This is a genomic window from Burkholderia pyrrocinia, from assembly GCF_018417535.1.
Classification (GTDB): domain Bacteria; phylum Pseudomonadota; class Gammaproteobacteria; order Burkholderiales; family Burkholderiaceae; genus Burkholderia; species Burkholderia pyrrocinia_E.
Map to the genome: position 1 here is coordinate 91,920 of NZ_CP070978.1, position 21,434 is coordinate 113,353.

The 21,434-nt window shown below is 64.1% G+C and carries 18 protein-coding genes; 8 read left to right on the forward strand and 10 right to left on the reverse strand.

From position 1 onward, the window contains the following. The first annotated feature begins 120 nt into the window (after positions 1 to 120). The 3 genes from JYG32_RS18560 (at position 121) to JYG32_RS18570 (ending at position 3,732) form a co-directional block, all read left to right on the forward strand. On the forward strand, positions 121 to 1,605 hold the full coding sequence (locus tag JYG32_RS18560; protein WP_213266476.1) for an amidase: 1,485 nt from the start codon (positions 121 to 123) through the stop codon (positions 1,603 to 1,605). A gap of 420 nt (positions 1,606 to 2,025) precedes the next feature. After that, complete coding sequence (locus JYG32_RS18565) at positions 2,026 to 2,712, forward strand: hypothetical protein (protein WP_213266477.1); 687 nt, start codon at positions 2,026 to 2,028, stop codon at positions 2,710 to 2,712. Between the two features lie 123 nt (positions 2,713 to 2,835). Next, entirely contained in the window at positions 2,836 to 3,732 is an 897-nt protein-coding gene (locus JYG32_RS18570; protein ID WP_213266478.1) for an arylamine N-acetyltransferase family protein, read from the forward strand. A gap of 70 nt (positions 3,733 to 3,802) precedes the next feature. Here the strand turns inward: JYG32_RS18570 and JYG32_RS18575 are convergent, their stop codons facing one another. The 3 genes from JYG32_RS18575 to JYG32_RS18585 form a co-directional block, all read right to left on the reverse strand. After that, positions 3,803 to 4,252 carry a hypothetical protein gene (locus JYG32_RS18575; RefSeq protein WP_213266479.1) on the reverse strand — a complete coding sequence of 150 codons (450 nt, stop codon included), beginning with the start codon at positions 4,250 to 4,252 and terminating at the stop codon, positions 3,803 to 3,805. 141 nt (positions 4,253 to 4,393) lie between these two features. After that, a complete protein-coding gene (locus JYG32_RS18580) occupies positions 4,394 to 6,160 on the reverse strand; it encodes a hypothetical protein (RefSeq protein WP_213266480.1) in 1,767 nt (588 codons plus the stop codon). A gap of 177 nt (positions 6,161 to 6,337) precedes the next feature. Continuing rightward, on the reverse strand, positions 6,338 to 7,768 hold the full coding sequence (locus JYG32_RS18585; protein WP_213266481.1) for a hypothetical protein: 1,431 nt from the start codon (positions 7,766 to 7,768) through the stop codon (positions 6,338 to 6,340). A gap of 566 nt (positions 7,769 to 8,334) precedes the next feature. On the opposite strand from JYG32_RS18585, the gene JYG32_RS18590 reads away from it, so the two are divergent. The 3 genes from JYG32_RS18590 to JYG32_RS18600 are packed head-to-tail and all read left to right on the forward strand — an operon-like array spanning position 8,335 to position 9,731. Continuing rightward, positions 8,335 to 8,511: a ribbon-helix-helix domain-containing protein gene (locus tag JYG32_RS18590; protein WP_122947424.1), complete on the forward strand. Its 177-nt coding sequence runs from the start codon at positions 8,335 to 8,337 to the stop codon at positions 8,509 to 8,511. Position 8,512: 1 nt separating this feature from the next. Next, a complete protein-coding gene (locus JYG32_RS18595; RefSeq protein ID WP_213266482.1) occupies positions 8,513 to 8,863 on the forward strand; it encodes a VOC family protein in 351 nt (116 codons plus the stop codon). 7 nt (positions 8,864 to 8,870) lie between these two features. Then, complete coding sequence (locus JYG32_RS18600; RefSeq protein WP_213266483.1) at positions 8,871 to 9,731, forward strand: class I SAM-dependent methyltransferase; 861 nt, start codon at positions 8,871 to 8,873, stop codon at positions 9,729 to 9,731. Positions 9,732 to 9,745: 14 nt separating this feature from the next. Here JYG32_RS18600 and JYG32_RS18605 read toward each other — a convergent pair whose 3' ends face one another. From JYG32_RS18605 to JYG32_RS18630, 6 genes are all read right to left on the reverse strand, one after another. Further along, on the reverse strand, positions 9,746 to 14,587 hold the full coding sequence (locus tag JYG32_RS18605; protein WP_213266484.1) for an NAD-glutamate dehydrogenase: 4,842 nt from the start codon (positions 14,585 to 14,587) through the stop codon (positions 9,746 to 9,748). 142 nt (positions 14,588 to 14,729) lie between these two features. Then, positions 14,730 to 14,951 carry a hypothetical protein gene (locus tag JYG32_RS18610; protein WP_213266485.1) on the reverse strand — a complete coding sequence of 74 codons (222 nt, stop codon included), beginning with the start codon at positions 14,949 to 14,951 and terminating at the stop codon, positions 14,730 to 14,732. A gap of 12 nt (positions 14,952 to 14,963) precedes the next feature. Then, positions 14,964 to 15,848 (reverse strand): hypothetical protein, encoded by an 885-nt coding sequence (locus JYG32_RS18615; RefSeq protein WP_213266486.1) that lies wholly within the window; start codon positions 15,846 to 15,848, stop codon positions 14,964 to 14,966. A gap of 345 nt (positions 15,849 to 16,193) precedes the next feature. Next, the gene (locus JYG32_RS18620) at positions 16,194 to 16,382 is read right to left on the reverse strand and encodes a 4-oxalocrotonate tautomerase (protein WP_011354745.1); all 189 of its coding nucleotides are present in this window, start codon (positions 16,380 to 16,382) and stop codon (positions 16,194 to 16,196) included. A gap of 59 nt (positions 16,383 to 16,441) precedes the next feature. Continuing rightward, positions 16,442 to 17,218 (reverse strand): class II aldolase/adducin family protein, encoded by a 777-nt coding sequence (locus JYG32_RS18625; protein ID WP_213266487.1) that lies wholly within the window; start codon positions 17,216 to 17,218, stop codon positions 16,442 to 16,444. After that, positions 17,193 to 18,086 carry an urea transporter gene (locus tag JYG32_RS18630; RefSeq protein WP_213266488.1) on the reverse strand — a complete coding sequence of 298 codons (894 nt, stop codon included), beginning with the start codon at positions 18,084 to 18,086 and terminating at the stop codon, positions 17,193 to 17,195. Before JYG32_RS18630 ends, JYG32_RS18625 begins: the two co-directional genes overlap by 26 nt. 284 nt (positions 18,087 to 18,370) lie before the next feature. On the opposite strand from JYG32_RS18630, the gene JYG32_RS18635 reads away from it, so the two are divergent. Together JYG32_RS18635 and JYG32_RS18640 are read left to right on the forward strand one after the other, a co-directional pair. Then, entirely contained in the window at positions 18,371 to 19,915 is a 1,545-nt protein-coding gene (locus JYG32_RS18635; RefSeq protein ID WP_213266489.1) for a Fic family protein, read from the forward strand. Between the two features lie 88 nt (positions 19,916 to 20,003). After that, the gene (locus tag JYG32_RS18640) at positions 20,004 to 20,564 is read left to right on the forward strand and encodes a putative glycolipid-binding domain-containing protein (protein ID WP_213266490.1); all 561 of its coding nucleotides are present in this window, start codon (positions 20,004 to 20,006) and stop codon (positions 20,562 to 20,564) included. Here the strand turns inward: JYG32_RS18640 and JYG32_RS18645 are convergent. Then, a complete protein-coding gene (locus JYG32_RS18645; protein WP_174382440.1) occupies positions 20,519 to 21,430 on the reverse strand; it encodes an alpha/beta fold hydrolase in 912 nt (303 codons plus the stop codon). The genes JYG32_RS18640 and JYG32_RS18645 overlap by 46 nt on opposite strands. Between the last annotated feature and the right edge of the window lie 4 nt (positions 21,431 to 21,434).

Consider the following 21,434-nt stretch of genomic DNA (forward strand, 5'->3'; position numbering starts at 1 on the left):
GCCGATTCGGCGTCGCGTAGAGTAGTGCATCGGCCGCGGCGCGGCCCCTCCCGGCCGGTTCGGGAGCGACCGCCGCCGCCACGCGGCCTGCCATTCCATTCCGATCCCAGGAGACCCCGCATGCCGCACGGCGCCCCGCAGCTTCTCGCTCCCGCTTCCATCCCCGTCGACCCGATCGTGCGCCTGTCGGCCGGCGAGCTCGCGTCGGCGATCCGCGGCAAGGCGGTCTCGTGCGTCGAGACGATGCGCGCGTATCTCGACCACGTCGAGCGCGTGAACGGCGCGGTCAACGCGATCGTCGCGCTGCGCGACCGCGCTGCGCTGCTCGCCGAAGCCGAGGAAAAGGATGCCGCGCTGGCGCGCGGCGAGTACCACGGCTGGATGCACGGGATGCCGCAGGCGCCGAAGGATCTGGCGATGACGAAGGGGCTGCGGACGACCTACGGCTCGCCGATCTTCCGCGAGAACGTGCCTCAGGCCGATTCCGTCGGCGTCGCGCGGATGCGCGCGGCCGGCGCGATCTTCATCGGCAAGACCAATACGCCGGAGTTCGGGCTCGGTTCGCACACGTTCAACGAGGTTTATGGCGCGACGCGCAATCCGTACGACCTGACGAAGAGCGCCGGCGGCAGCAGCGGCGGCACGGCGGCGGCGCTTGCGTCGCGGATGCTGCCGGTGGCGGCCGGCAGCGACTTCGGCGGCTCGCTGCGCAATCCGGCCGCGTTCTGCAACATCTACGGCTTCCGTCCGTCGCAGGGGCGCGTGCCGCGCTGGCCGGGCGTCGACGTGTTCGTGCAGCAGCTCGGCATCGAAGGGCCGATGGGCCGCACCGTCGGCGACGTCGCGCAGTTGCTCGCGATCCAGGCCGGCTACGACCGCAACGATCCGCTGTCGCTCGCGGAAGATCCGGCCGTGTTCGCGCAGCCGCTCGACGCGGACCTGCGCGGCAAGCGCATCGCGTGGGTCGGCGACTGGAATGGTTATCTCGCGACCGAGGCCGGCGTGCTCGCGCAGTGCGAACAGGGGCTGGCAACGCTGCGCGAGATCGGCTGCGACGTCGACGCCGCGCTGCCGGCGTTCGCGCCCGACCGGATCTGGCGCCTGTGGCTCGCGCACCGGCATCTGTTGTCCGGCGGCGGGCTGCTCGCGCACTATCGCGACCCGGCGCGGCGCGCACTGCTGAAGCCCGAGGCGATCTACGAGGTCGAAGGGCTGCTCGCGATGCAGGGTGCGGCGGTGTTCGATGCGAGCGTCGAGCGCACCGCGTGGCACCAGGCCGTGCTGGGCTTCTTCGACCGCTACGACTTCATCGCAGCGCCGACTGCGCAGGTGTTCCCGTTCGACGTCGACCAGCGCTGGCCGAAGGAGATCGCGGGCCGCGCGATGGACACCTACCACCGCTGGATGGAAACGGTCGTGCCGTGGACGCTGGCCGGCTGCCCGGTGATCAACGTGCCGGTCGGTTTCAACGACGCGGGGCTGCCGATGGGGATGCAACTGATCGGACGCCCGCGCGCCGATCTCGCCGTGCTGCAGCTCGCGCGCGGCTACGAGCAGGCGGCCGACTGGGTCGGCCGGCGGATGCCGGCGTGGATGGCTGCGTAACGTCGCAGCCGGCGGGAAGCCGGTCGCGCGGTGGCGAAACGGGCGGCGGCGAGCCGCCCGTTTTGCTTCGATCCCCGAACGCGGTGTTGGTCGGCGCTCGGCATTCGGCACTCGGCACTCGGCACTCGGCACTCGGCACTCGGCGCGCCGGTGACGGACGCGTTTTCTGGCGCGACGCGTTTGCGGCGCCGCGCGCAGAGACCGAAACCCGCCTTCATTGATGCGACCGGAGAACGAATTCCGGCACACGCGTGATATCGCGCAGCAAACGCGGACGAATCCGCTCGACGGTGTCCGTCGGGCCCGGAATTGCAAGCGGCCGCACGGCGCGATTTCGTTTCGATGTGTTTCAGTCGTTGCGGCGGCGTGCGACGCGCTTCGACAATATCGGCCTCAATCATTCCGGCACGAGGGAAACACATGAAGCACATTCGCGCGACGGGCCGGTACCTGGCCTCGGCAGGTATCGCATTCGGCCTCCTGGCGAGCGGCGTCGCGCACGCGCAGCTCGACCTGCAGTCGCTCGGCGCGTCGCTGCTCGGCGGCGGCCAGCAGCAGGCGGCACCCGCGCAGGGCGGCGTCGCGCAGTTGCTGCAGGCGTATGTCGGTGCGAACCAGCAGGTGCTGTCCGGCCAGTCGTCGCTCGCGTCGGCGATGGGGCTCACCGGTGCGGCCGGGCAGGCGCAACAGGCCGCGGGCCAACTGGCCGGCAGCAACGCGCTGACGCCGGCCGCGCTGTCGCAGATGGGCGGCGCGCAGCAGTCGGTGTCGCAGGCGCTCGGCCAGGCATTCGCGAGCGGCGGCGCGTCGCACGGCCCGATCGACAAGCAGGCGTTCAGCAACGGCCTCGCGTCGCTCGGCCAGGGGCTCACGCAATATTCGCAACTGCAGTCGGGGCTCGGCAATCTCGGTTCGACGAGTGCCGCGTCGCTGCTGCAGTCGGGCCTGAATCCGCAGAACATGCAGGCCGCGTCGTATATCGCGCAAAGCGCGCCGGGCCAGTTGCAGTCGCTCGCGGCGACGCTCAGCCAGGCCGTGCAGTTCGCGACGAGCCAGGGTATTTCGGTGCCGTCGGTCGCGTCGTCCGCGCTGAAGCTGCTGCCGTAACGTTGCGCGGGGCTGCGCGCGATGCGGTACCGGCATCGCGCGCGACGACGGACAATCGCCCCGCACAACATGGGGATTTCGCGCAATGCTATCGTGGCGTGTCCCTTTTATCGGTGCCGGTTCATGACTGACTCGTTCGACCTCTCGCGCTATTTCTCCCGCATCGGCTACGACGGCCCGGCCGAGCCGACGCTCGACGTGCTGCGCCGGCTGCATCTGCTGCACCCGCAGGCGATTCCGTTCGAGAACCTCAATCCGCTGACCGGCGCGCGCGTCGCGCTCGACCTGCCCGCGATCGTCGACAAGGTGATCGGGCGCCGCCGCGGCGGCTACTGCTTCGAACTCAACAAACTGTTCTACACCGCGCTCACGACGATCGGTTTTCGCGTGACGCCGCTGATCGCGCGCGTGCGCTGGATGCGGCCGCCCGAGATCGTCACCGCGCAGACGCACATGCTGCTGCGCATCGATCTCGATGGCGCGGCCTGGCTCGCGGACATCGGCTTCGGCAGCGCGACGCTGACCGCGCCGCTGCGCTTCGTGCCGGGCGAGCGGCAACTGACGCCGCACGGCGCGTTTCGCGTGATCGACGCGCCGGTCGACGGCGAATTCGACATGCAGTTCGAGATTCCCGACGGCTGGCAGACCACGTACCGCTTCTCGCTGAAACCGGCAGAGTGGATCGATTACGACGCCGCGAACTGGTTCACGTCGACGTATCCCGAATCGATCTTCGTGAACGACCTGATCGCATGCCGCGTGCTGCCGGACGGCCGCGCGGCGCTACTCAACACCGCACTGACGCTGCGCGACGCGGCGGGGGCCGGGCGCACCGTCACGTTCGACGACGCGGCTGCATGGGGCGCATGCCTGCGCGACGCGATCGGCATCGACACGGCGGGCTTCGATCTCGACGCGCTGTTCGCGCACGCGGCGGCGCGCAGCGTGGGGTCGGACGTGCGCGGCCCGGTGACGAGCGGGCAGGCTGCCGCGGGCCGTTGTTCAACACCGCGTTCATGAGCTTGGAAGCAACGGGCCGGGACAAGCATGTGTTTGCGCTCGATTCCGGTCGGTTGCCCCGTTTGCCCGACTAGCGCTTGGCGAATTTAGGTTCTACCGCTGTGATATGCGGGTCGAACGATACGGGCACATCGCCTATCAATAGGTTTACAGAGTATTGAACGTTTGTTCCTGTTCCATGAATAACTGCAGACCACCATTGGCCGTTATGCCCGGGTATCGGTTGAGGATTGAAGTCATTAAACGTGGTGTTCACGTTTCCGGTAATTCCTGTAATGGAAATGCTCGGCTGTTGATTGATTGAATAAACGCGCCAAATGAGGGCGTCCCCGTCGTTGCAGTACGTGAGCAGTTCGTCGGTGCCCTCGGTTTTGTAATTTTCGGCAGCGGCGTATGTGGTGTCGGAGTCGTCTGCCATATATACGAAGTCGCCAACGGTTTTGCCTGGGATGTCTCCGTTGTTTGCATTAACTGCGCCGGTTGTATTTACCGCAACAAGTATATTGATGGTATTTGACATGATGGCCTCTTTAAGTAATTGTTAAATCGACTGTCGGGTTGTCTTGGGAGCGAGGTGAAAAATTCACCTATCCAGTCGCAGAACGGGATTCGAAATTTTTTTGAAAAACGTTGCCGATGCCTGGTCGAAATATAAGGACTTTCATGGGCGGGCCAGGTAATTCATGAATCGGCGAAATTTAGTGTCATTCAGGGATTTGGTGTCCCACTCCGGAGCGGTTACGGGTGAATCAAGAAAGATAAAGCTGAAGCCGGACCCGGCAGCCTGGGCATTGCCGTGACAACCCATGCAGCCGCCCATGTTAAGACTGTTCCCATTGTGTGCAACGTTGGTCAGGTTGTTTCCGCTTTTTGTGAAATCGGAAATGGTGAAAATTTTATTCCTGAAGTCATCAAACTCTCCACTGAACCGCTGAAGATTGTAGTCGGTTTCGATAACGCTATTGGCTTGATAATAGGTTGATCGCGGGAATCGGTCGATTCCGGGAATCTTTCCTCCAAGCGGTGTGTTTTGAACATTGATGAGCTTGTAGTACAGCCAAACGGGCGGTGACTTGAAATTCATGGATGCTGCATATGACCGGATCTGGTCGTGGGCTTGCTTGTTGGCGTTTATTATTTCGTCGGGTATGTCATTTATTCTTTTGTTGACGAGAATTATCCCTCCATTGAGCAGGCCGGACCTGTGATCTTTGGTGTCTTTGATGTTCTGATAGTAAAGCTGTTTGTTTGGTTTGGCAGAGTAACTTTCCGGGCGCACGAACGTCTGGGTTGTGCTGGCAGTGGCGTTGTTGGAGATTACGTTCGGCGTCATCGGTGTTGCGTTCTTCAGTACGCTCTTGTAATTTCCATCTTCATCTTCGATCGCATTCCCGTCGGCATCCGTTATATTGTCAGCCTGCTCGAATGTCGTATAAATTAAATAGGGGGCGGATTTGGTTTTTCTGATGATATGCAATCCGACAAGCCCCATGGCTTCATCGATAGCTTTGATGTTCTTTCCGTCGTCCTGGCTTTCGTAGTGACGGGTCAGGGTTGTATAAAATCGTCCGGATTTTATTTCATCAGGAGTCAATCTTCTCCATGCTGCCTTGACTTCAATGGAGTCTAGCGGCAGGCTGATGCACCTGGCTTTGGAGGGGTTGCCATCGCAATTGGTCGAGCCGGCTATTGGGTCGCGTTTGTATGTTTTGACGAAATCGGCTGTCGCTTGGAATATGGTTGGGGTGGAGCCTAGCGGATTCGACACTCTTGGGTCGGGGGCTAGTGGATTCCACCATTTGTTTGCGGTAATATACTTGTATTCATTTCTGTTGGCCTTTGCCATAAAGAGAATTTGTGCATTTTTATCCAGTGGTATGCTCGACACGACGCCGGCATAAATTTTATTCAGGCCAATCTGGCTGTTCTCGTCGAGGTTGATCCAGGGCGCCGGCCCGGAAGAGGGGGCGACATTTCCTTGTCCATAATTGTAGTTCGGCCTGTCGTCGTAGCCGTAATCGCTGGCAGCTCCTTTTGCGAAGGCCTTGGAATTGTCGGCTGGGAATATTTCAACTTTTCCGCGAAAAGTATGCCAGACGAGCGGGTCTTTGTACTGTGGATCGCCAAACGGTAAACTCGTATCAGGATAATCTCGCTTTTGATTATTGGTATCTTTGGCCAGTGCGGGCCAGTTCAGTGCAATGAACTGATTCCAGGCAAAAGCGGCGGCCTGTTGCAATGTTGCGTGCGGCGCATCGGAATTATTGAGATCCTTGGGGAGCGAGGAGCTAATCTCGATCGGATCGTTTGCATCGCCACCAGGGGAGCTGCTCACCCCGGTGGCTGGGTAAATCGTGAGCGACGCGCCCCCCGCAATCAGCATCGCGACGCGTAGTAAGCGGACGTGGCATTTTACGGGTTGCAGCATATTATCCTCTCCCAATCGAAGACGCCTGGTTCCGATAGTGGTTTTTCCGTGGGCCGCAAGTAAATGCTCCGTTGCGTGTGGGCGCTATAACTGCGCGCACACGACAGTCCTGGGCCCTCGCTCGATTCCCGATGATTCCGAGTCGCGCGAAATCTCTACCCGTGCCCGTCCTGGAGACTATTCCTCGCCTGACCGGGTGACCGGATTGCCAAGGTATGCCTTGACCTCGTCAGCGGATGCCTTGGGAAACATTTTTTCGATGAGCTGCGGATTGACTTCAAAGAAGTTTCTGATGCCGCCTGCGAGCTGAAGCGAATAATCGAGAGATACACGGTGCACATTGTCGCTCGCGGGCGGCGTCCCCGGCGGCGGCGGTTCCGGCGGCATCCCCGGCCCGAATGGCGTCCCCGAAGGGATGTTGCGGAACCACCATGCAGTGACATATTGGGATGCCCCCTTGGGCGGGATCATGCTTGCACTTAACGGCCACTGGGAAGTCGAGTGGCACGACATGCAAGCCGATTTCGGATTGTCGACCGGACCGTTAAGGCGGTTCTGATAACCGTAATGGGGCAGCGTGACATCCGGATTGAGCCATGTCTGGGTCAGCTTGCCGGACCCCGTGAAACCGGGGTCATTGCCCCACATGACACCGACGGGATAAACCTGTTCCCAATTCCTTAGCGGCTTCAGTTTCGGCCTTCCGTCGCCGACAGCGAGTTCCGAGCTCCTTGACGGACTCGTTTTCGGTGGCTTGCCGCCTCCGTAGACAAAGGTACCGAATACCCAACCGGTGCCCTTTGCACGGTTGTCCTTCACCGCAATGTCGATCTGCAGCAAGCGAACCGTCGTGACACAGCGCTTGCTATCCAGCGTCGGGTTTTGGTCGTGCACGTCGCAATAAATATAGGCCTTCCATTCGGGCGCGCCGGCGAGATAGGGAACCTCGTTAGGGGTGGCCGTCGTAAAAAGCAGCTTCCCCGAAACGGTTCCTTCAGGAAAGATTCCGGCATCCGGATCGGGCTTTCCATGATCGCGCCAGACCTTCCCGAGCGTGACACCGCCCGGCGCGTTGTAGAAGCCGACCGCGTAGTTATTCCAGTATGACGTCTGTGCTTTGGCGAGTTCGAGAGGTGCCGATACACGTTCCCGCGTCAATCCATGGATGAACTCACGCCCTTCCTTGCCGTGATCTTGCCAGGGGGCGTGATACCAGGTGCGCCTCGAATTGAGTGCTGGATCGAAATTGTATTCGCTTTCCGCGCGGTTCCCCCGAATATTTCCTTCATAGAAATACATGAGCGCCGAAAGGATGTAGCGTTTGGTGTCGGTAATCGGATCGTATTTAAGCCACGGCCGGTAATCTTTTGGCGCGACATCGGGGTAGTCCTGCGACAGCTTGAAAACGTGGCCGGGCCATGCCGGCAACGGGTTCATCAGTGCATCGCAGAATGGTGTCGTCGGCGTGTCACATTCGCCGCCGTCGATACCTTTTGCATTCGCTGGCAGCGCGGCGCAGGTCGCCGATATGAAGGCGCCCGCATAAATCGCCGCTGCCGCCCACCGGGAAACACGCCGACCCGAACTCGATACATTGCTGACATTCATGGAAACTCCGGGGCTGTATTGTTTAATTTTTTAACGGAAAGCGTAATGGAGCGGCGGAAGTCGCAACATCGCGCGCGGTCATGTCAACGAATACCGGAATAGTTTCTAAAAACGTGAAAATCAACTCTTATTGAATTAAGCTGTGGCCAATTCAGACTAGTTCACGTATGAGCGCTCTACAACTATCATTTTTGGCATATCTGGCGTCGATCGCTGAGCATAATGAAAGGGAGCCCATATAGTGGGTTGCGGCGAAATAAATCGGTGTGCTTGTCGTCGCGATCGCATCGGCCAGACCCGGCGGCACCCGGCCTTCGATCAGGGCGAATCGCTGAACGCCGGCCTTTGCTGCCGCCATTCGTGCCCTTGTTCCATCACGCCCGCTCGGGCCCCCATCTCCCGCACGACCACGAGCAGCGCGGCCGAGATGTCGCCGCTCGCGACGCGCGCCCCGGCGTCGAGCAGCTCGACCGCGTAGTGGCCGGCGATCGACAGCGCCTGCGTCGGCTATCCATCCAGCCGCGCCCGCAGTTGACTTTTGCTAGATTGCTATCATACTAGCAATCATGACCGACGAAGAAGTGAAGCAATTCAACGTGTACCTGCCGCTCAGCCTGATCCGGCAGGTCAAGCATCGCGCCATCGAAACGGAGCAGTCGCTGTCCGCGCTGGTGGCCGACGCGTTGCGCGCATACCTGGCCGTGCCGCCGCCGGGCGCGGGGCCGTCCACCAAGGAGGAGTGACATGTCATCCGAGCGAATCGAAGCCGTGTACCTGACGACGCACAACTGGGGCAAGTCGGCGAAGTTCTTCCAGGCGCTGGGCTTCACGCTGGAATTCGAAACCGATCACAACTCGGGCCAGCTTCGCAGCGGCGACGGCCCCTCTCTGTTCATCGCCGAAGTGCCGCCGGGCGAGACGCCCGACATGCAGGTCGTGCTCAAGGTGCCCGACGAGCAGGCGGTGCGGCCGCAGCCGATCGTCGAGGTCGTCACGCCGTTCGAGGATACGCACTGGGGCACGCGCGACATGACCGTGCGCGATCCCGACGGCCGAGTGTGGCGCCTGCAGGCGCCGGGCAAGCAGGGCGCGTGAGGCCGACATGACCGATACCCGGGAAGACGCCCCCGACAGCACCGCCGCGCGCGTCGCGCTGTGGCGCGCGCTGCACGTCGAACTCGACGCGCCGCCGCACGTGGTCGCCGACGAAGTCGGGCTTCGACTGCTCGCGCCGGCGCCGGGCTGGCAGCAGCGCGGCGACATGGATCCGCGGTTCACGCGGCCGTTTCGCGCGTCGATCGTCGCGCGGGCGCGTTTCATCGAGGATCTCGTGGTCGAGCAGGCCGCGCGCGGCGTGAGCCAGTACGTGATCCTCGGCGCGGGCCTCGACAGTTTCGTGCAGCGCCGGCCCGACATGGCGTCGCGCGTGACGGTCTTCGAAGTCGACCCGCCGGCGCCGCAGGCATGGAAGCAACGCCGCCTCGCCGAGCTCAGTTTCGGCGTGCCCGACTGGCTGCGGTTCGTGCCGGTCGATTTCGAGGCGAAGCAGTCGTGGCGCGCTGCGCTCGTCGGCGCGGGCTTCGATGCCGGCAAGCCGGCGGTCGTGGTATCCACCGGCGTCAGCATGTACCTGACGCGCGAAGCGAACGCGGCCGCGCTGCGCGAAGTCGCATCGCTCGCGCCGGGCTCGACGCTCGCGATGACGTTCCTGCTGCCGCTGGAGAACGCGGATCCGGACGTGCGCCCGGGGCTCGAGATGGCCGCGAAGGGCGCGCGCGCCAGCGGCACGCCATTCATCAGCTTCTTCATGCCGGCACAGATCCAGGCGCTCGCGCTGGAGGCCGGTTTTGCGAAGGCCGGGCACGTGTCGGCCGCGGAGCTGACGCGCCGCTATTTCGCCGATCGCACGGACGGCCTGCGGCCGCCGAACAACGCGGAAGAGCTGCTGATCGCGACGGTCTGACCCTGCTCGAAGAGTTACGCGCGCTCGAGCACGGCCATCTCCCGCACGATCACGAGCAGCACCGCGAGGCTGGCGCCGCCGGACGCGCGCAAGTCCGCGAGCAGGTGCTCGTAGCGCGCGAGCGCGGCTTCGCGGCGCTCGCGCCACGCGCCGACGATCGTCTCCGACGTGGTCGAATCCGGCGATTCCGCGAGCGCGCTCGTCGCGAGCGTGCGCTTCAGGCGCGCGACTTCCGCGAGCGCGGCCGCGCGCGCGAGCATGTCCCAGTGCGTCGGCGTCGGCAGCGTCGCCGCGCGTTCGCCGATCCACCCGTAATTGAGCAGCGTGCCGAGCGAGAAATAGACGCCCGCGACGAGTTCGAGGCTGCGGTTGCAGGTCGCGGCCACTTCGGCGATGTCGAGCAGCGCGGCCGAGATGTCGCCGCTCGCGACGCGCACCGCGAGCGCGCTGTCGACGCCGGCTTCGACCAGCACGCGTTGCCGCTCGGACAGCGCTTCGAGCGCGTCCGTCGGCAGCAGCGACGGCAGTTGCGGCGCGAGCCGCTGCGCCGCGTCGCGGCAGCGCGCGATCAGCTCGGCAACGCCGCCGTCGGCCACCGCGCCGGACTGCAGGTGCCGCAGGAACCACAGCGCCGCGCGCTCCAGCAACCGCGCGACGTCGACGAACATGCGCGCCTGCACGTCGTCGGCGACGCGGTTGTCGAGCGCGTCGATGTCCCGCCACACCGCATCGAGGTCGAACACGTCGCGCGCCATGATGCACGCGCGCACGATGTCGCCCGGCTTCGCGTCGGTTTCCTCCAGCAGCCGGTGCACGAACGCGCAGCCGACGCGATTGACGAGCGCATTGGTCAGGTGCGTCGCGAGTATCTCGCGGCGCAGCGGATGGCGGCGCATCGGTTCGCTGAAGCGTTGCTGCAGCGGCGTCGGGAAGTAGTCGACGAGCATCGCGGCAACCAGCGGATCCTCGGGCACGTCGGATTCGAGCAACGCGTCGTAGAGCCACATCTTGCTGTACGCCAGCAGCACCGCGCGCTCCGGCGACGTGAGGCCGAGCTTCGCGGCTTGCCGTTCGGCGACTTCGTCGTCGGTCGGCAGGAATTCGATCACGCGGTTCAGGCGGCCCGCGCGTTCGAGCCAGCGCATCAGGCGCGCCTCGGCGTCGAGCAGCTCGACGGCATAACGGCCCGCGATCGACAGCGCCTGCGTCTGGTAGTAGTTGTCGCGCAGCACGAGCAACCCGACTTCGTCGGTCATCTCCGCGAGCAGCGCGTTGCGCTGCTTCCCGGTCATCTCGCCGTCGGCGACGACGAGCCCGAGCAGGATCTTGATGTTGACTTCGTGATCCGAACAATCGACGCCGGCCGAGTTGTCGATCGCATCGGTGTTCATGCGGCCGCCGCGCTGTGCGAACTCGATGCGGCCGAACTGCGTGCAGCCGAGGTTGCCGCCTTCGCCGACCACCTTGCAGCGCAGGTCTGCGCCGTTCACGCGCACCGCGTCGTTCGCGCGGTCGCCGACCTGAAGATGGGTTTCGCGTGCGGCCTTCACGTAGGTGCCGATGCCGCCGTTGTACAGCAGGTCGACCGGCGCCTGCAGGATCGCGCGGATCAGCTCGGTCGGCGGCAGCGCTTGCGCGTCGATGCCGAGCGCGGCCTGCACGGCCGGCGACAGCGGGATCGTCTTCGCGGTGCGCGGATAGACGCCGCCGCCCGCCGAGATCGCGGCCGGATCGTAGTCGGCCCAGCTCGACCGTTCGAGCGCGAACATGCGCTGGCGCTCCGCGAAGCTCGTCGCGGGATCGGGGTTCGGGTCGAGGAACACGTGCCGGTGATCGAACGCGGCGACGAGCCGGATATGCGGCGACAGCAGCATCCCGTTGCCGAACACGTCGCCCGACATGTCGCCGACGCCGACTACCGTGAAGTCGGTCGTCTGCGTATCGACGCCCATCTCGCGGAAGTGCCGCTTCACCGATTCCCATGCGCCGCGCGCGGTGATCGCCATCTTCTTGTGGTCGTAGCCGACCGAGCCGCCGGACGCGAACGCGTCGTCGAGCCAGAAGCCGTATTCGTGCGAGATCGCGTTCGCGTAGTCGGAGAAGGTGGCCGTGCCCTTGTCGGCCGCGACGACGAGATACGGATCGTCGGGGTCGTGGCGCACGACGTCGGGCGGCGGCACGATCGCGTTGCCGACCAGGTTGTCGGTCAGGTCGAGCAGGCCGCGCAGGAACGTCTGGTAGCACGCAATGCCTTCGCGCATCCACGCTTCGCGGTCGCTCGGCGGCGGCGGGTTCTTCACGACGAAGCCGCCTTTCGAGCCGACCGGCACGATCACGACGTTCTTCACCATCTGCGCCTTCATCAGCCCGAGCACCTCGGTGCGGAAATCCTCGCGGCGATCCGACCAGCGCAGCCCGCCGCGCGCGACGCGCCCGCCGCGCAGGTGCACGCCCTCGACACGCGGCGAATACACCCAGATCTCGAACATCGGCTTCGGTTCGGGCAGGCCCGGCACTTTCGCCGGATTGAACTTGAACGACAGATAGGGTTTCGATTCGCCGTTCGCGTCGAGCAGGAAGTAGTTGGTGCGCTCGGTCGCGTTGATCACGCCGAGGAACTGGCGCAGGATGCGGTCCTCGTCGAGGTTCGGCACCTGGTCGAGCGCGCCTTCGATCGCCTTCAGCAGCCGTTCGGCCTGCACGTCGCGCGTGTCGCCGATGCGCGGGTCGAAGCGCAGCACGAACAGCTCGACGAGTTGCCGTGCGATCGCCGGATTGCCGGTCAGCGCGCGTTCGATATACGCGTCGCTGAACGTCGAGCCGACCTGCCGCAGGTACTTCGCGTACGCGCGCAGGATCGTCACTTCGCGCGCGCTCAGTTGTGCGCGCAGCACGAGGCGGTTGAAGTCGTCGTTCTCGATCCGGCCGCTCCAGATCCGGTCGAACGCATCCTCGAACAGGTCTTTCACGCGCTCGATGTCGAACTCGGCATCGTCGGCGACTTCAAGGCCGAAGTCGTGCACCCATGCATGCGCGCCGTCCTGCGTCTGGATCCGGTACGGCCGCTCCTCGTCGACGCGCACGCCGAGGTGCTCGAGCATCGGCAGGCTGCGCGACAGCGCGATCGGGTCGCCCGCGCGATAGACCTTGAAGCGGAATGCGCGCGGCTCAGCCTCGATCGGCCGGTACAGGTTCATCGCGAGCTGGCCCGAATCCTTCACGCGCTCGATCAGCTCGATGTCGCGCACGGCCGTGCGCGCCGGATAGTCGTCGCGATAGCCGGCCGGGAACGAGTCGGCATAGCGTTGCAGCAGGCGGTTGCCTTGCTCTTCGCCGAAGGTGTCGAGCAGCGCGTCGGCGAGATCGTCCTGCCAGCGGCGCGTGACCTGCACGAGCCGCGTCTCGAGCTCGCGCGTGTCGACGTCGGGCATCGTGCCCGGTTCCGCGTGCACGACGAAATGAATCCGCGCGATCGCCGATTCCGACAGCAGCGGCGTGAATTCGACGTTCACGCCGTTGTACGCGTCGACGAGCAGCTTCGCGATGCGCCGGCGCAGGTCGGTGTTGTACTTGTCGCGCGGCACGTACACGAGGCACGACACGAAGCGGTCGAACCGGTCGCGGCGCACGAACAGGCGCGTGCGCTGGTGTTCCTGCAGCCGCAGGACGCCGAGCGCGATGTCGTAGAGCTGGTCTTCGTCGGCCTGGAACAGCTCGTCGCGCGGATAGGTTTCGAGCACGGTCACGAGCGACTTGCCGAGATGCCCCTTCGGCAGGAAGCCCGCGCGCCGCACGATGTTCGCGCACTTGCGGCGCACGATCGGGATCTCGGCGCTCGACACCATGTAAGCGGTCGACGTGTAGAGCCCGATGAAGCGGCGCTCGCCGGTGACCTTGCCGTCGGCGCCGATGCGCTTCACGCCCACGTAGTCGAGATAGCCGGGCCGGTGCACGGTCGCGCGCGAATTCGCCTTGGTCAGGAAGATCGGCCAGGCGCCGGTGATGATGTCGGCGGCGGCCTGCGGCAGCGGCGTCACGTCGGGCGCGCCCGACGTGCGCAGCGATTCGCGCAGGATGCCGAGGCCCGTACCTTCGATGCCGCGCAGGCCGAAGCCCGTGCCATCCGACACGAGCGCGTAGTCGCGCTGGCCGAGGAACGTGAAGTGATCGGCGGACATCCATTCGAGGAACGCGCGCGCCTCGATGTCTTCCGCGGTCGATTCGCGCGCCTTCATCTCCTTGATCGTCGCGCGCGCGATGTCGACGATCTTCGGCCAGTCCTCGACCGAGGCGCGCACGTCGCCGAGCACGCGTGCGATGTCCTCGCGCAGCGTGTCGAGCAGTGCCGCGTCGCCGCAGCGATCGACTTCGAAATGGATGAACGACGCGAGCTGCGACTGGCCGTCGCCGGGCGTCGCGCCGCCCGCGTCGACGCGCTCGATGCCGCCGTTGGCGCCGCGCCAGAGGCGGAACACGGGGTGCAGCGCCGAATGCAGCGCGAGCCCGAGGCGGTTGACGGCCATCGTCACCGAGTCGACGAGGAACGGCATGTCGTCGTTGACGATCTCGATGACCGTGTGGTCCGAGTGCCAGCCGTGCTGTTCGAGGATCGGGTTGTATACGCGCAGCCGTTCGCTGCCGGGTACGTATTTCTGGGCGGTCTGCCAGTGCGCCATCGCGGCGCCGTACAGGTCGGCGATGCTGCGGTTCTGCAGATCGTCGGCGTCGACGAAATCGTAGTAGTGACGCAGGAAAGGTTCGACGATCCGGAAACTGGCTTCGGGCAGGCGCCCGCGCGCGAATTCGACGACGTCGGAGAGCAGGTGTGCGACGACTTCCTCGTTCTTCGCTTCCATGGCGGTCTCCCGGGTGGCCATTGGCTGCTGCGTCTGTCCGGCATTATGCGCCGATTGCGTGACAAAGCGATGTGCGGGCGCACAACGGCGGAGCGTGAAGCAGGGGGCTGCAGCTCCCGTGGCGGGGTGCTGCAGATGCGGGTCATGCCAGTTCCGGCGGCTTGAGGTCGGGATGCCGTATGTAGAGCGGGTTCATGAAGTCGACCAGCATCGTGGTCAGCACTTGCGATACGAATTCGCGGTAGGCGACGAATTCGGAATCCGGGCACGACGCCTTGACCTCCAGTAGAGAGCGATCGAGATCGGCCCCCATTTGTAAGATCATGTCGTTCAGGGCGTTTGCGATTTGCTTGTCCGTGATCATGTGCTTACCTTTTTAACATCCCGCCAATGCGTTGCAACTGTTGACGCAGTTCCAGAATTTGAATCCGAAGTTGCCGGTTGGTAAAGTCATTGCAGAACACTTTGCCCGGCACATCTCCCTCCATTGCGCGCAGGACGTGTTTCGAGGCTGCGGCGCCATACCAGGAGGGTTGTCGATGGTCGGGTGAGCGACGAAGATGAAGTTCGTCGATTCTCGTTTCGTCGGATAGATCACGGCGAGATCTTCCGAAAAGAGCAACGCTGCATCAAATTCGTGATTGAACTTGGTTGCGCAGGCTGTCGTTGCTGGAGAGAGCGTCAGATGCGATCCATCTTCCAAGCCATCTGATTTTATCTTCCCTGACAGTCTGCATTTACCGATATCGACTGACACGTCCGCAAGGTTTTTGTCGATGCGAAGCTGGACAGGGATATCGGAGATTGTTGCCAGCCAGCTTCCCGGACGGAGGGCGCCCTGAGCTTTATTTTTGGAGCGATAGAGTTTCGCAACGAAGCTGGTGGTTTCACCATTGGCGCTCAGCATGACGCCAATTGATCGACTGCTAGTCTCCTGAACTCCGATAGTGATGTTGGACGAATTCGAAGTCCACGGGGCATAGTCAGTGCCGTTTGATCCGTCTCGTCGATCATGGATGACGTATCCGGAAATATTCTTTTTGTTTCCGTATACGACTAGAAAGCGGTCGGCGGAAATCTTGATGATTCTGTAAGCCGTTCCATTCTCGTTGGCCTCCCATGTCTCGTGGAGAGTAGCGGAGTGCTGATCCGACGTCGTGTCGGACGATGTCGAGACGGGGCTGCCGACGCCGGAAGTCGCGAAGGAAATCAACGAAAACAGCAGAGCGGCGGAGTAGCCTTTGAGCGTCCTGATTTTCATGGTGTCTACCTGCAGTGATAAGTTGAATGTCGGCGTAGACGTACTTGCCGGATTTCATCGCTGGCGGTGACACCGATGGGCGGTGATTGGCTGGCTACTATGTCGAATGCGGAATGATGTTTTTGATTCGTTATGCGAATCTATTTTTGGAAAAAAGAGAAACGATTCCTGGATGCTGTTGTGTTAACGAAAGCTAATTGCGATGATTATGAATGTCAATGGCAATATATTGGGATAGCTGATTGACGTGAGGTATTCGAGGAGGTGGCGAGGGGCTATAGCTGAGCAACGGAGACAGCGCGCTTTTGTGGTCCGGAGGCGCGCTGGCTTTCTGTGGGGCGCCTCTCAGCGCTCGTCGCTCCACAGCTTCCCGGCCGTCGCCCAGTTTTCCTTCTTCACGTCGGTGAGAATGATGTCGACCGAGCCCGGCGCGCAGCCGAGCGTCTCGCATGTGACGCGCGTGATCGCTTCGACGAATTCGCGCTTCTGGTCGACGGTGCGGCCTTCGAAGAGCTGGATATTGAAAGTCGGCATGACAAGTGCTCCGGTTGGGTTTGAACGATTCGGCCGCGGTTGCGGCGATGGTTGCGGCGTCAGTCGCGATACGAAGGATCGATCCGGTCGAGCCGGCGCAGCAGCGCCGGCCATTCCAGTTCGCCTTCGATCGCGCCGCCGTCGCGCAGTTGTTCGGCCGTGCGGTCGGCGACGGCCGGATCGGGCAGCACGAGCGGCTCGCCGCCTGCCTGCGCGCGCACCTGGATGTCGCAGGCCTTGATCAGCGTATCCATCAGCACATAGGCCTCGGCAACGGTGCGGCCGACCGTCAGCGTGCCGTGATTGCGCAGCAGCATCGCGGATTTCGTGCCGAGGCTTGAAGTAAGCCGCGCGCCTTCGGCCGGCGAGAACGCGAGCGCCTCGTAGTCGTGGTACGCGAGGTCGCGATGAAACCGCAGCGCGTGCTGCGACGCGGGCAACAGCCCGTCGCGCTGGATCGACACGGCGATGCCGGCCGTATTGTGCAGATGCATCACGCACACGGCGTCGGCGCGCGCGGCGTGCACGGCCGCATGCAGCGCGAAGCCCGTCACGTTGACTGCATGCTCGCTGTCGCCGATCCGGTTGCCGGCCAGGTCGATCTTGACGAGGTTCGACGCGCGGACCTCGTCGAACGTGAGGCCGAACGGGTTGATCAGGAAGTGGCCGGGCTCGCCGGGCACGGTCGCGGAAAGGTGCGTGTAGATCAGGTCGTCCCAGCCGTTCAGCGCGACGAGCCGATACGCGGCGGCGAGGTCGACGCGCAGCCGGCGTTCGGCGTCCGAGATCGGGCCGCCGGGTTTCACGGCATCAGAACGGTGTGCGAATGACGACATCGGGTTCTCCGAGGGTGAGGCGGCGCGCGACGGCCACCGTGACCCACGACGCGAGCGCGAACGGGGCCGTGAATGCGGGGATGCCCGCGCGCGTCGCGAGCCACTGGATCAATGCGGCGAGTGCGGCGGCCGCGAACGCCGCGCGCGGGCCGCGCGGCATCAGCGCGAGCGCGGCAAGCGCGCCGTTGAAGCCGAGCAGGCCGTCGGCGAACCATGCGCCGTTCGCGCCGAGCGCGAGCAGCAGCACGGTCGACACGATGGCGCCGCCGAGCGCGAACGCGGCCGCGCGGCGCGATGCGACGGCGATGCCGGCGACGATCAGCGCGCCGGCCCATGCGCCTTGCGCGAAGGTGGTCTGCGCGACGCCCGAGAGCAGGGCGTCGGCGGTGGAAGAAAGCGTCAGCGCCGCGCTGACTGTGGCGCCGCTCGCTTGCTGCAGCGCAACAAACGGCAGCCACAGCGCGGTGACGGTGAGGCACGGGCTCGAATACGGGCACTGGCGCCAGCGGGCGAGCGGCGCGCGCATCGCGCGCTGCACGAGCGCCGCGCCGATCGCGGCCAGCGGCACCAGCGCGAGCGCGGCGACCGAACAGGGCGCGAACAGCACGGCGATCAGCGCGGCGAGCGCGCCGTTGAAGCTGTGCAGCCCCTGCTCGACGTCGCGGCGCTCGGCGCCCGTCAGCACGGCGGTCATGCTGGCGGCGGCCGAACCGACCAGCGCCGCGCACGCGAGCCGCAGGTCGGTCAGCGCCAGTGCGGCGAGCAGCAGCGCGCCGGTGCACGCATTCGCCTGCAGCACGATCTGCCCGATGCCGCGCAGCAGGATGCGCAGGTCGATCGACGGCGAGGCGGAGCGGGCGGTAGGCATGATGGCGGCGGGACAGGACGAGCCGCGAGCATAGGACACAATCCGATGCACCGGAATAGGGAATCCTGGATAGTCAGGATTTGTCGGCGGTGCCCCGAATTCGGGCGGAAAGCGTTGTCCAAGATGCGTTTGTCAGGCGCATTAGCGTTTTTTTGGAGTTTCTCTATTTTGGTAGCAAATTTTGGTCGTCGTTAGATTTTCCGTGCGCATGCTAACGCGTTAGCGTTTTCGGGTAGGATCCGGGAATTGGTAGTATTTTCGCGGCCTCGGTAGGAGATTTTTCCATGCAAGTCGGCTTCAAGGCCCTGGCTGCTCGCTACGGTATTACGCTCGCACAACCTCTGCGTGTCGATTCGGTCATCGGCACCGGACGTGCGAGCCGGGAAACCGATGAGCAGGTAGAAAACCGGTATCCGCCCAGCTATCGACCCACCGACGACTTCGCCGGCCATTTTGAATTCGGACTCAAGTACGAAGCGCTTCACTTCGAGTTTTTTGCACGCCTGTTTGCAGCCGTGGGACCGGAGCCGATCGAAATGTGGTGCCGAAATGCCCCCTTTGGCCAATACGCCCGACGCGCGGGTTTCCTGTACGAGTGGCTGACAGGCAGGCGCCTGAATGTGCCTGACGTGACCAACGGCGGCTATGTCAACGCCGTTTCTCCGACTGAATACCTTACTCGCACAGAGTCGCTTCGCGTTCGCCGTTGGCGCGTGCACGACAACTTGCCGGGAACGCCCGCGTTCTGCCCGCTGGTTCGGCGAACCGCGGCGGTGCAGGCAGCGCTGCAGTTCGACTTGGGCACCGCATTGAGAGAGTTGGATCGCGTCTTCGGTCCCGACATCCTGATGCGGACAGCCAGCTGGCTGACGTTCAAGGAGTCGCGGGCGAGTTTTCTCATTGAGAAAGAGGCTGATCAGACCGACCGCATCCAGCGGTTTGCACACGTCATCGCGCAATACTGCGGCAGTATCGACGCTCCACTAAGCGACCGCAGCCTGCATACGCTGCAAGCCGGCATTCTGGGCCACGATGCGTTCGGCTTGGGGTTGCGGCGTTCACCGGTCTTTGTGGGGCAGGCTACGATGCGCGAGAACATCGTGCATTACATTGCCCCGGCGTTCGAGGACGTGGCACCGATGCTGGAGGGGCTCGGTGAATTCGAGGCCGCGACTCGAGGCGCCGAGCCGCTGGCACGTGCCGCAGCGTTGGCATTCGGCTTCGTTTATATCCACCCTATGCGAGACGGCAACGGCCGGATTCATCGCTTCCTGATCAACGACTCCCTGGTGCGGGACAAGGCGGTGCCGGATGGCGTGATATTGCCGATCTCGGCAACCATCACGAGTTCGACGGAGTTCCGTGCCGGCTACGATCGCACGCTCGAGGTGTTTTCTCGCTGCTTCATGCGCCGCTATGCGACGTCCTATCGGTTCGGAGAACTGGTGACCTATGAGGACGGGACGCTGAGCAACTTCGTATTCGACAACTACGAAGATGCGCGCTTCGTCTGGCGTTATCCGGATCTGACGGCTCACGTTCTGTATATCGCGCGAGTTGTCGAGCACACGATTCGCACGGAGATGGCCGATGAAGCCAGGACGCTGCTGATCTTTCAGCTTGCCCAGGAGCGGCTCAAGGAGGTCGTGGAGATGCCGGGCCCGGATGCTGACCGTATCATTCGCTCTGTCAAGGAAAACGGCTGGCAAATCTCCGGCAAGCTGAAGCAGCAGTATCCGCAGCTGGAGAATGAGCGCAGGGCGTCGCGAGTCGTGGAAGCTATCCGGTCCTCGTTTGAAGGCAGGGACATGAACTTCGACAACGAATGACGCGCGTTGGATTGGCCGACAGTGAAATTCCGGATGGTCAGGATGTATGCGACGATCGTTCGCATTGAGTAAACCCGGAGGCGGAAAGATGCGCGAAGTGCGTTGGGCGTCGCTCGAGGGCGACGGGGTCGAACATCTGACGTTCGACCGGAGCGGCAGCGGGATCGTCGTCGAAAGCGCGGTGGTCGGCCAGCGGTACGGTCGCACGTACGGGCTCGCGTATCGTGTCGAGTGCGATCCGCACTGGCGCGTGACGTATGCGGTGCTGAAGGTGATGGGCGGCGGCACGCTCGAACTGCGCGGCGACGGCGCCGGCCACTGGCACGACGGCGCGGGCCGCGCGCTGCCGGAGCTGGACGGCTGCATCGACATCGACATCGCGGCGACGCCGTTCACGAATTCGCTGCCGATCGGCCGCCTCGGGCTCGCGCGCGGCGAGCGGCGGCCGATCGACGTCGCGTATATCTCGACGCCGGACCTGAAGGTCGCGCCGGTCAAGCAGGCCTACGCGTGCATCGAGCCGGGCCGGCGCTACCGCTACGAAGGCATCTTCCGGAATTTCACGGCCGAGATGGACATCGACGACGACGGGCTGGTGATCGACTACGAGACGCTGTTCAGGCGCCTGCCGGCGCCGACGGTGCGCTGAACCGCGGCGTTCGTAACCGCCGGCCGCTCCTGCGCCGCCGCGAAGCGGTCGATCCGCGACGCGATCATGTCCGGGTGGCGCAGCACGATCCAGTGCGTGCCGTCGATTTCCTCGCGCACGTGGTCGCCGAGCCAGCGGTCGAGGTCGACCGACATCTCGGGCGTCACGTAGCGGTCGCGCACCGGCACCAGGATCTGCACGGGCGCCTGCGCATACCGTTCGCGCGGCTTGCGCGCCCGCGCGAGGAAGTTCGCGCGGTAAAGCTGCAGGCCGTTCAGCGCGTTCTTCAGTTGCACGGGGTCGCGCTCGGCGCGCACGCGTTCGGTGAGCTGCAGCCAGCGCGGCCACAGTGCCGCGCCGCCGAGCCGCCACACCAGCGACGGCACGAGCGGCAGGTGGAAGAACGCGATGTACCATGACTTCAGGCTCTGCTTGAGCCGCATCTTCGCGCGGAACACGTGATCGAGGCATGGGCCCGAGATCGACGTGTACGATGCGATCCGGCCGCGGAACGCGGGGTCGGTCACGGCCTCCCAGCACTGGATCGAGCCCCAGTCGTGGCCGACGAGATGGAACGGCCGGCCGCCGCAGGTCGCGTCGGCCACCGCCTTCAGGTCGTCGGCGAGCCGCGCGAGCGTGTAGTCGGCACGGCGGCGCGGCGCATCGGACGCGCCGGCGCCGCGCACGTCGTACGCGATCACGCGGTAACGCTTCGCGAGCCGCGCGCGGATCGGCGCCCACACGGCCGCCGAATCGGGGTAGCCGTGCACGAGGATCAGCGGCGGCGCGCGCCGCGATCCGCTTACGTAGACGGCGAGTTTCACGTCGCCGGACTGGACGGTCAGCATCTCGTGTGCGCGCGCCATGGCG